Source organism: Leptolyngbya sp. ST-U4 (genome assembly GCF_039962215.1).
In the GTDB taxonomy this organism is placed as follows: Bacteria; Cyanobacteriota; Cyanobacteriia; order Elainellales; family Elainellaceae; genus Leptolyngbya_A.
In genome coordinates, this window is sequence record NZ_JAMPKZ010000062.1 from 1 (window position 1) to 10,937 (window position 10,937).

The window sequence follows — 10,937 nt, forward strand, 5'->3', positions numbered from 1 at the left end:
TGTCTGGCTTGATTCAAAAAAGGCAGTCGATGATAAAACTGACAAGAACAGAAATCTTACGATTCAGTTGAATAGGGTGAGTGCGTCTAACCCTGAATTAAACCCTGAATTAAACCGTGAATTAATAGAACTATCGTGACCCCGTTTTCACCAGGATTTTTCACCAGAACAAGGTACAGGAAGAATTAGGAGGCACTGTCATCCTTAGCCTTCTTTTGAAATAATTCCTCTTCTGAGACAACTGTTTTAAGATTAGCCCAAAGGGATCATGTCTCTAATGAGATACCTGCCTGGCCAATTGAGCGATTAACTCCACCCACTCAATCGGTCGAGCCAACTTGTGCAAATGGGCCTCAAAGCCAGCCTTAATCGCCTTTTCTCGGTCTTCTTCTAGATACGCCGTCATGGCAACCGCAGGAATGTGTCTTCCCTGCTCAATTTCTAACGCTCGAACCTGCTGGATCAGACCGTAGCCATCCCCATCTGGCATTCGAATGTCGCTCAGCAACACATCTGGACGGAACTGCTCTAACGCCTCTAATGCTGCGGCTGCACTCGAAACCGTTTTCACACCAATGCCATGCGCCTCAAAGATAGCGGTAACAAATTCGCGGATATCTGCTTCATCTTCCACCACAAGCACCCGCAAACCATCAAGAGATTGGGGTAATGGCAATGCAGGAGGTGAGGTTTGAGGCTTGAGGTTTGAAGGTTGCATCACTGCTCCAGGCTCTAACTGAGAATTCTCCGGCTGGGAGTGGCTCAAGTCGTACACTGCAATCCGTATCTCGATCTGCCCGTTAGGATGAGGGATATCCGGCTTTGTAGAGACCGCAAGGGTCGCAACATGCCATTCAGTAGCAAAGGGTTGTTTACCTCGCGGGCATACGGTCATTTGCCAAACTTGGCTACCCCTCTGATAAGAAAGCTGATTTAAATGAGTCCGAAAGGCTGAACGATCGCCCTCTGCCACATACCGAGCCATCGGTTTCCCCACTAGATAGGCTTGGGGCACATTGAGGAGTTGGGCGCTCGCCCCATTGGCTTCCAAAATTACCCCATCGGCATCCGTGACGAGGTAGGCGATCGGACTCCAAACGGGTTTGCATCTGCTCACAGGTCACTTGCAGATCTTCGAGTACGGCATCGATTTTGTCCCAACCGGGTAGATTTTGCTGTTGCAGTGCCATCAGCCAGTGACGAATGATTTGAAAATGCTGCTCAGTCTGCTCATGACTCATCGATCGCGCCTTCTGATAGTGCTATCTGCTAATGATCTATCCAACATTCCTTCAAGAGCTTTTCCTCTTAGCATCGGTTTTGCTCCGTGATGTCCTCGATCGCCAGCAAAATCATCTGGGTGTTGTTACTCATCGACATTTTGCGAGCCTTGAGCCGCATGACTTTATGTCCAATTTGGGCAAAAGAATGCTCAACTCGAAAATCTTGAAACGGGGTATTGCTGGTAATAATCTCTTCAAGCTGCGATCGCAGTTGGGGGATGTTCCATTGTCCGTTACCCAGTTCAAAAAGCGAATATTGCTCGGTTTGCACGATTGAAACCTGAAACGTTTCATAGAACGAATGATTGGCGGTGATCACCTGCAAATCACCATTTAACACGATCAGCGGTTCCCAGACGGTTTCCACGATCGCATCCGCATAGTTTCTCGCTTCCACCAACTGAGCATTACTGCGTTTGAGGTCGTTAATATCAATCAAAATCAGCACTGCCCCATCGATCTTGTTGTCAACGGTGCGATAGGGGCGAATTTGCAGATGATACCAGCGTCCGTCTCGATCTTGAATCTCCTGAGTCTTTAAGTTGAGCGTGCGAATCACCTCTAAAATTTGTTGCTCCAGGTTGGGCACGTTCAGTTTATGGGTTATGTCACTCAGGGGTCGCCCAATGTCGGTCGAGATCAGGTTAAAGATCCCTTCCATCGCTGAAGTGAATTGCCGAATTTGCAGATCCGCTCCCAGCATCAGGATGGGAACATGAATGCTGTTGAGCAAATTCTGCAAATCGTTGCCGACTTGAGTAGCTTCTTGCGTGCGACGACGCAGCTCATCATTGATGGTGTTCAGTTCTTCATTCGCCGCCTGAATTTCTTCTTTTGCCGTTTCAAGTTCCTCATTCGTACTTTGCAGCTCTTCATTGCTCGACAAAATTTCTTCGTTGGCAGCCCGCAAGTCTTGATTAGTGGCTTGCTGCTCCTCAATGATTGATTGCAGATGTTCTCGGGTTACGGTCAGTTCTTGCTTGAGCCGATCGATCTCCTGAACATCGCGGGTCTTGTGCTTCGTGGAAGTGCTGCCATCGTCGGATGCAATGGTTAACTCCAGCGTTGAAGCACTTTCAAACAGCACCAAAAAACACTCCTGGTTCTTCCCCACCTGCAAAGGTATGACATTGACGGTGATTGATCGAATTCGATCCGCTTCTCTCACCTGTAAGCCGTCTCGTTTGATGGGCAACTTCTGTTGTTTGGCCTGATAGATAGCAGACTCTAATTCTCGCCGCAATTCTCCTTTTGCCATTCTGAGCAGATTTAAGCTGGCGCGACCGGGAATCGGTTCCAGATAGGAGCTGGTCTTGCCGCGAAATTGCAGGATCTCCAGGTTGGCATCAACGACCACTCCAGCGGGGGCATATTCGTTCAATACAATGCGATCGGCTTCTCTTTGCAGCTCTAAGTCGCTGGGGAGATGATCGGGTTCAAGCGGCTGAGGCTCAATGATCATTGGAGAATAAGAGCTGGCAGTCAGATCAAGGTTGGGTCGAGCCGTTGTTAGTTTTTTGGCGTAAATTTTGTTCTTTTTATCACACAGCGCGAACAGGTTTGTAAAGTCACCAACGGTTTCTGACGTGCCAATCATGAGAAAGCCCGTGGGCTTCAACCCGTAATGGAGAATGGGCAAGAGCTTTTTCTGCAAAGTATTGTCTAGATAAATCAACACATTGCGACAGCTAATTAAGTCGAGCCGCGAAAAGGGCGGATCACTAATCAGGTTTTGTTTGGCAAAGACGCACACCTCGCGCACCGCTTTACTAATCTGGTAGTTCCCCTCAACCTGGGCAAAAAACCGATAGAGCCGTTGGGCAGAAACATTGGCAACCTGGCTAGCGGTGTAAATGCCGCTGCGGGCTTGTTCGATCGCTGCCTCACTGATGTCAGTGGCATAAATTTGGATCGGCACACGGGGATGCTGATCCGCGAGAAATTCGAGCAGGGAGATGGCGATCGAGTACGCTTCTTCCCCTGTAGAGCAGCCTGCCACCCAGATCCGAATGGGATTACCGGGCGATCGGTCTTTGAGGATGGCAGGAAAAACGAGACTTTTTAAGACATCAAAGCTCTCAGGGTCGCGAAAGAAACTGGTGACATGAATCAAGCAATCTTGATAGAGCGCGATCACTTCTGCCGGGTTGCCCTCAAGATAACGAGCGTAATCGTCTAGGTGCTCCAACTTGTACAACAGCATCCGGCGCTGAATTCGGCGACTTAATGTCGTTTGCTTATAGTGGGTAAAGTCAACGCCAGTCGCCCTCCGCAGCAAACTGAAGATCACCGTGAGAGAATTCTCGTCTTCAGGTGAGCTGCCATCCAATTCAACAGGGGAGGGGCTGGCAATGTAAGGGTGCTGACTGATTTCTGCCAGTTTCGCGGCGATTTGGTCAGGCGGTAAAACAAAGTCTACCTGGCCTGTAGCGATCGCCGTGTTGGGCATACTATCAACTTGTGCTGTATTTTCACATTGAGCAAAGGTGACACCCCCAACCCCTTTGATGGCTTGAATGCCCCGCGTTCCATCCGAATTGCCCCCCGATAGAATAATGCCGATCGCTTTGTTGCCCAGCTCCTCTGCCAGGGAGAGCAAAAACATATCGACCGACATAAATACGCCGCTTGCCTCTGAGCGAGGCTTTAGTCTTAAGACCCCTTGAGCGATCGTCATCGAAAAATTCGACGGAATCACATAGACCTGATTAGGGGCTACCATCATGCCGTCCTGCGCTTCCTGCACCCGCATTTGAGTCGTTCTAGAAAGAATCGTACTCAACGTGCTTTCCAGATTGGCAGGCATGTGCTGAATCAGAACAAATGCCATTCCCGTATCGGTTGACAAATGATGCAGCAATTGGGTAAAAGCTTCCAAGCCTCCAGCCGAAGCTCCAACTCCGACAACCGGAAATAATCCATCATGGCTGTCTGTTTGATTGTCACTGCTCTGCTGCGACTGATCTGAGGGGTGATCAGAAGAATCGGATTGAGGCTTTTTAGAAGGGCGTCTGGGTGCCATGTCTCGTAGCTACTATTTTGCGAACTTAAGGGCGACCCCTTACCTATAAGTATCTCCTATAACTATCTTTTATGATGGAGCAAATCTGCTGGGGGGCTAAGAGGCGATCGCGCTCAGCGCGGGCTTTGTCACCGCCTACATCACACTCTGACTCAGACTAGCCCTAAGGCAGTGTTGTTTGCTGGGTGAGTATGATAGCTTTTGCGTTTAGGAGTCGTTTGAGACTCACGACGATAAGGAGTATTGTGTGCCAAAGCCAGACATCATCGTCATCGGTGCATCAGCCGGAGGACTCAGAGCCTTTGAAACGCTGATTTCTCAACTGCCCCCTGACTTTCCTGCGGCAATCTTCATCGTTTGGCACATCTCTCCAGATTACCCAAGCTTATTATCCCAAATTTTGGGGCGGATCACTCCCCTATCCGTAACGCAGGCGGTTGACCAGGAGCCAATTCGATCGGGTCATATCTATGTGGCTCCTCCCGATCATCATTTGTTGGTTGAGCCAGGCACGGTTCGGCTCTCCCGAGGACCCAAAGAAAACCGCTTCCGTCCAGCAGTGGATGTTTTGTTTCGCTCTGCTGCCTGGTCGTATAGCACACGAGCCATTGGCATAGTGTTAACGGGCAGCCTGGATGATGGCGCGGCTGGGCTATATGCCATTAAAGAGCGGGGCGGCATTGCCATCGTTCAAGACCCGCTTGATGCGATGCACCCCTCAATGCCCAGGGCGGCATTGCAAGCGGTAGAAGTGGATTATTGTTTACCGCTCAGCAAAATGGGAGCTTTGTTAGGAGATTTAGTTCACAAAGAGATTCCTGAGCAGGAGAAAAATCCGGTGTCTGAAAAAATGGATATTGAAGTGGGCGTTGCGCGGGAAGACAATGGGTTGGAGATGGGCATCATGAAGCTAGGCGATTTGTCTCCCTTTACTTGTCCTGAGTGCCACGGCGTACTGTTGCAGTTGAAAGAAGGAAACCTGCTGCGCTTTCGCTGCCACACTGGGCACGCCTATTCGCTCAATTCCCTTTTAGCTGAGGTAACACAATCCATCGAAGAAATGCTCTGGGGTGGCATCCGCACGATCGAAGAGAGTGAGATGTTAATGAAGCATACTGCCAAGCATCTGCGCGAGATGAATGAGCCTGAGGCGGCAGACCTGCTGTTGCAAAAAGCTGAGGACGCTCAGCGGCGAGCAAAACTAGTGCGGCAAGCGGTGATGAGCAACGAAGTATTAAGCCAAGACAATTTAGCTGAAGAATTAAAGCTCATTGAAGAAATTTAGGATTGTCGGGGGCGATCGCATTAAATATGCAAAGCAAAACATATGCAAAGCAAAACATATGCAAAGCAAAACATATGCAAAGCAAAGGGCGTTGCTGAATTGGAGTATGATTAGCCCCCCAAAATTGGAGGGAACTGATCCTCAAAGTCCCTCCTCGCTCTTTAAGAGCGGCAACCAATAAATTGGAGGATTTAGGGGGCGATGCAGGGTCTCAAGTTGTGTCTTCATACTTCGATTCAGCAACGCCAAGCGAAGTATGCCCGAGCAAAGGATGCTTCGCTTCTACTGAGCACGGGGATGTCCTTTTCTCAGGTCAATATTTCTTGCCCCTAACCATTTGCAAAGCGCAACTGACCGCCGTAGTGAAGCTCTCAGTGCCTGGCTATTCGCAAGCACTTCTTTAACGAGACGCTCCTGCTCAGTCAGATCAGTGGATTTTCCTGACTCTGGAGGCTGTTCCACCGATTCTTCCGACGATCGCTGAGAACCACCCGCGAACATTGGCCCCTGGAGAGGCGTTTCCTGTGGGGGTGATGGGAATGAGCGACTTGAAGTGTCTCTTGAGGTGTCTGTTATAGAAGTCTGTTGCCTGAGCCGCTGTTGAAGTTTTTCAATCTGGCGATCGACCTGCTTGAGCTGCCGACCTCGGGCGATCGCGGCTCTGTAATCCTCCACTTCCTCCGCTTTTAGGTGCTTTAGGGTCTTGCCATTAAAGAGCGGTTGACGGCTTCTCACCTGCCAATACTTAGAGTCAGTATGGGCAGTGCCTCCTGGCTTAACCTGCACCAACCAGCAATGTTGCAAAAACCAGCCTTCCCCGACGATTTGTGCTCGTTGGGCATTAAGTGCATCCAGATCAGATTGAAGTTTCTCAAATGAGGACATGCTTAATTCGTACGCAAATGACCATCTCTGTATAAAGATAATATAACTTTGTACGAATCGACTCTATCATGAGTTTTACATACGAATCATGCGTTTACAGCTTCTGATGTGATGGTGGAACAAAAACTGTTCATATAATCATTGCTCCAACAGCAATTCTTTAGTAACAGGATTAAAAATGTCTGTTCAATCAAGCTCTTGGTCATATCCGGTTCATATTCAGTACGCTCAGAGCAGCTTGAAATTTTTTACATAAACCTTTCTAATTCGTACGCAAGCGGCAATCTCAGCTTAAGGTTAATATATTATTCGTACCCAGAGTTCATGCAGTAGGTTTTGCATACGAAAGATAACCCGGTAACTCCTTGAGGTGCTATATCTTTGCGATCTCCGGAATTGGGGTTGGAGGACAAATTTTTCCCTGATTCAGCCAGATGTAGAGAAAGCCAACTCATATAGGGTCGCTCAATGCCCCCTTAGTAAAGAGATGAATTTAACAAAGGAGTGAAACATGTTTGCTCAAAGTCACTTCGAGAATAGCCTTTTGTACGATACGAAGCCCTTGGGGGGGAATCGAGTTCAAACTCTAGATGAAGCCAGTCTGGAATTTGAAACCCTGTTAGACTACCTCAAGTACAGCCGAGAATGTGACTTAACGCACTATAAACGCTCGACGTTGATGCGCCGATTTCGGCACCGAATGCAACGGATTAACATTGATACCTACGAGAACTACCTACAGTATTTGCAATGTGATTCAGAAGAACACCTTGCTCTGCTGAGTGATGTTCTGATTAACTTTACTGGCTTTTTCCGCGATTACAACGCCTGGATTTATCTAGCTACTGAAGTAATTCCTAAAATAATTGACTGTAAGCCGTCAGAGGAACCGATTCGAATTTGGAGCGCGGGCTGTGCGACTGGAGCAGAAATTTATAGCCTTTTAATCTTATTAGCAGAAGTTTTAGGGGTTGAATTCTGCCAGCAGCGACTTCAGTGTTATGCCACTGATGCCGATAGAGATACGCTTCACCAAGCCCAGAACGCTACCTACAATGACTTAGAAATTCTCGATATTCCTCCCGACCTGCTTAAAAAATACTTTAGGCAAACCACAAAAGGTTTAGCCTTTTCCCCCAAGCTTCGCCGCATCGTTACAGTTAAGCAGCATGACCTGATGAAGGATGCTCCCCTACCTGCAATTGATTTACTGATCTGCCGTAATGTATTGATATATTTTACGCCGGAAGCTCAAAATTCCATCCTGACTCGCTTTCATTCTGTTCTTAACAACACTGGCTTTCTCTTTCTGGGTCAGACAGAGTTGGTAGTTCATCAAAGACAACTTTTCACACCTGTCAGCTTGAAGCAAAGAATTTATGCTAAGGGGTTAGAGCCAGAACTGAACCGCTATCCTTTTATCACAGCTCAACTTTGATAGACAGCAAACAGTTGGCATTGCGGAATCAGGATATGAAGGGTGCAAATTTAGCTTCTGTATCGCCCCCTAAATCCCCCAATTTATTGGTTGCCGCTCTTAAAGAGCGAGGAGGGACTTTGAATTCGGGTTCCCCCCTTTGAATTCTGGTTCCCCTAAAATTTGAGGGGCTAGGGGGGCATATCATACTCCGTTTCAGCAACGCCCATTAGTTATCAACCCAATAAGACGATTCTGGAACCTAATTTTTCTGCTGAATCTAGGCACTGCGTCCAACCTGGCTTACCACTGCCGCAACTAATGCCGTCGATTCAACGGGCTTAGAGAGGTGAAGCTGAAAGCCTGCCTTTAATAATTGCCTGCGGTCTTCTTCTCTAGCGTAAGCAGTGAGGGCGATCGCAGGAATCGTGCCGACTCGCTCTGACTCATTCTCCCGCACCTGACGGATCAGTGCGTATCCATCCTGCTCTGGCATCCCCACATCGCTGATCAAGATATCAGGCTGCGACCGTTCAATCATATGCAAGGCTTCATTGACCGAATCTGCTGATCTAACCGTGGCTCCGGCGCGTTCTAGCACAACGGTCAACAGATTGCGGGTATCGGCTTCATCATCAACCACCAGCACATCCACATTGCTCAAGCTGTGATGCAAGGCGAATGCATTGGCCTTCTCAGGGATAGATGTCTGGGCTTCACTGGGCTCCATGCAAACTGCCATTAGAGGAATCTGCACCGTAAAGGTGGCTCCTTGCCCTTCACCAGAACTGTTTGCGGCAACTGTTCCCCCATGCATCTCTACCAATTGCCGCACGATCGCCAGTCCTAACCCTAATCCACCGTGATGACGTGTGGTCGCTCGTTCTGCCTGACGAAAGCGGTCAAAGACATAAGGCAGAAAGGCTGGATCGATCCCTTGCCCTGTGTCACTTACTGTAATGACGGCGTTAGAGGAAACCTGCTCTAGCCGGACTTCGATCTGCCCTTGTCTCGGCGTGAACTTGATCGCATTCGAGAGCAAATTCCAAATTACCTGCTGGAGGCGATCGCTATCTCCTGACACTAAACTCGTAGATTCATCAAGCACTGACCGAATCTCGATGTTTTTCGCAGTGACGGCAAGCTGCACCGCATCGATCGCTTCCTGAATCACAGAAACCAAATTGACCGGGCGAATATTGAGATGCAGACTGCCTCGAATGATGCGAGAAATATCTAGCAAATCTTCAATCAGTTTTACCTGGGCTTTAGCATTCCGCTCAATGGTTTCTACGGCACGAGCCATCATGGTCTCATCTAACTGCCGACTACGCAGCATTTGCGCCCAGCCCAATATCACATTTAAGGGAGAACGGAGTTCGTGTGAGACGATCGCCAAAAATTCATCTTTGAGCGTGTTGGCTTGATGCAGGGATTCTGTCTGCTGTCGTAGTTCCTGCTCTAATTGCTTCCGTTGGGCAATTTCTGCTTCTAGGGCTTGGTTAGTCATTTCAGCCAAGGTTGCCCGCAGCCGCGTTGCTTCCAGTTGCTTTCGTTCAGTAATATCTCGCACTAACCAACGTAAGCTGACAATCGTACCCGTTGAATCAGATACCGTAGTGACGGTTAAGGCAGCATCGAAAGCAGATGCACCATAAGGCTGTAGCTGAGTTACCCATTCTTGAAGCCGTCCAACCTGAGGCAATCGATTGAGTTCGTCATCAAACGCTCGACGCTCAGGTTCAGCCACGTATGAAGTTAGAAGTTTCCCAATCAAGAACGGTTGCGACACCCTGAGCAACTGACTCATGGTGTGATTAGCTCTCTGAATTTTGCCGTCTGTGTCGGTGATTAAGTAGCCATCCGGAGCAAATTCAAATAACTCCTGGTAACGCTGTCGTTCAACTTCTAGCGCCACCTGAGCCTCAAGCAATTCCTGATTCTGCTGGTGCAATGCCTCTTGAGATATCCGCAGTTCTTCCAGGGAATTACCCAGTTCTGCCAGAGCTTGCGGCAACAGTTCTGGATGTTGTGACGAGTCGGCATGGGCGTAATGCAGGAGGGCACCCACTCGCTCACTTAACGCCTTCATTTGCTGACTCAACCAATCAGGGTTCACATTACTTCATCCAATCACGCTATTCTCACCTTAAGTACAAGTCCGTTTGTTTGCCTCTCTCGTCAGATTTGTTTTAGCGAGTGATCACTAAAACTAACTCGGTAGAGCAGGGTAGGGTAAAGAAGCTATCAACAGATCTACAGCATTACCTATCCCTATCTCGCTGATAAAAATTACTTAAGTAAGATCGTGATGTTACTTAAGAACGCTTCGATCGCGAAGACCATTGTTTCTGTAGAAGCGGCTGTGACAAAAGTCCCTTGCTCGCACAGCTTTAGGAGTTTGACCTCTCGGCTAAAATTCTGTTTCTCAGAAACTGTCTTTTAACCACTTCATAGGCCTGCTTATAAATCTGAAAATCTGTTGGCTTCTCTACTTCAGGTATGCTTCTGATCACATAGTGAAACGCATGAAAAACTGCATTTAATCCAGCGATCGCATCTTCAATCGGCACTTTTCGAGTCACCCAAGCTTGTTTGACCTTGACTGAATAACTCAGCGCACTCAGACGCGCTAAACTCTCTAGCTTGTTTTCATAGACCAGCCGAGCAATCTTGGTTAAATCCACCCCCAGGATAGGCGCAATCTTGCGAGCGGTTTCCTCACTGGGGCTATTGCGTTCGAGGCAAATCCAGCTCAGTCCTGCTTGGGAGAGTCCAACCTGCTTGGCAAGCTGGCTCATATTGGTATGAGGGTTATCCTTGAGATGCTGTAAAACAAGACGACCAAAAGCGGAACAGCTTTCCTCATTTAACTTAAGTGAACTCATGGAAGTTTAGATAAGAGCTTAAAAAAACAAGCTTAACTGAAAGTTGTCTGGCTTGATTCAAAAAAGGCAGTCGATGATAAAACTGACAAGAACAGAAATCTTACGATTCAGTTGAATAGGGTGAGTGCGTCTAACCCTGAATTAAACCCTGAATTAA

Annotated in this window: 7 protein-coding genes; 2 read left to right on the forward strand and 5 right to left on the reverse strand. The window is 48.1% G+C overall.

Annotated features, from left to right (window positions below):
* Positions 1-274: 274 nt before the first annotated feature.
* Positions 275-1,117 carry a response regulator gene (locus NDA02_RS27300; protein WP_348256260.1) on the reverse strand — a complete coding sequence of 281 codons (843 nt, stop codon included), beginning with the start codon at positions 1,115-1,117 and terminating at the stop codon, positions 275-277.
* 191 nt (positions 1,118-1,308) lie between these two features.
* Complete coding sequence (locus NDA02_RS27305; RefSeq protein ID WP_348256261.1) at positions 1,309-4,305, reverse strand: chemotaxis protein CheB; 2,997 nt, start codon at positions 4,303-4,305, stop codon at positions 1,309-1,311.
* 247 nt (positions 4,306-4,552) lie between these two features.
* Here NDA02_RS27305 and NDA02_RS27310 point away from each other — a divergent pair, with 247 nt between their 5' ends.
* Positions 4,553-5,590 carry a chemotaxis protein CheB gene (locus tag NDA02_RS27310; protein ID WP_348248091.1) on the forward strand — a complete coding sequence of 346 codons (1,038 nt, stop codon included), beginning with the start codon at positions 4,553-4,555 and terminating at the stop codon, positions 5,588-5,590.
* A 282-nt stretch (positions 5,591-5,872) separates the two neighbouring features.
* Here NDA02_RS27310 and NDA02_RS27315 read toward each other — a convergent pair whose 3' ends face one another.
* A complete protein-coding gene (locus NDA02_RS27315) occupies positions 5,873-6,475 on the reverse strand; it encodes a hypothetical protein (RefSeq protein ID WP_348256262.1) in 603 nt (200 codons plus the stop codon).
* A gap of 511 nt (positions 6,476-6,986) precedes the next feature.
* Between NDA02_RS27315 and NDA02_RS27320 the strand changes: the two genes are divergently transcribed.
* Positions 6,987-7,913, forward strand: a complete 927-nt coding sequence (locus tag NDA02_RS27320) for a protein-glutamate O-methyltransferase CheR (RefSeq protein WP_190791716.1) — start codon at positions 6,987-6,989, stop codon at positions 7,911-7,913.
* Between the two features lie 259 nt (positions 7,914-8,172).
* Here NDA02_RS27320 and NDA02_RS27325 read toward each other — a convergent pair whose 3' ends face one another.
* Together NDA02_RS27325 and NDA02_RS27330 are read right to left on the reverse strand one after the other, a co-directional pair.
* The gene (locus NDA02_RS27325) at positions 8,173-10,011 is read right to left on the reverse strand and encodes an ATP-binding protein (protein ID WP_348256263.1); all 1,839 of its coding nucleotides are present in this window, start codon (positions 10,009-10,011) and stop codon (positions 8,173-8,175) included.
* Positions 10,012-10,285: 274 nt separating this feature from the next.
* Positions 10,286-10,780, reverse strand: a complete 495-nt coding sequence (locus tag NDA02_RS27330; protein WP_348248088.1) for a helix-turn-helix transcriptional regulator — start codon at positions 10,778-10,780, stop codon at positions 10,286-10,288.
* Positions 10,781-10,937 lie beyond the last annotated feature (157 nt).

Bases quoted from the DNA above. Each gene is read 5' to 3' on its own strand.
- NDA02_RS27305 (WP_348256261.1), bottom strand. From the start codon at position 4,305: ATGGCACCCAGACGCCCTTCTAAAAAGCCTCAATCCGATTCTTCTGAT.
- NDA02_RS27315 (WP_348256262.1), bottom strand. From the start codon at position 6,475: ATGTCCTCATTTGAGAAACTTCAATCTGATCTGGATGCACTTAATGCC.
- NDA02_RS27320 (WP_190791716.1), top strand. From the start codon at position 6,987: ATGTTTGCTCAAAGTCACTTCGAGAATAGCCTTTTGTACGATACGAAG.
- NDA02_RS27330 (WP_348248088.1), bottom strand. From the start codon at position 10,780: ATGAGTTCACTTAAGTTAAATGAGGAAAGCTGTTCCGCTTTTGGTCGT.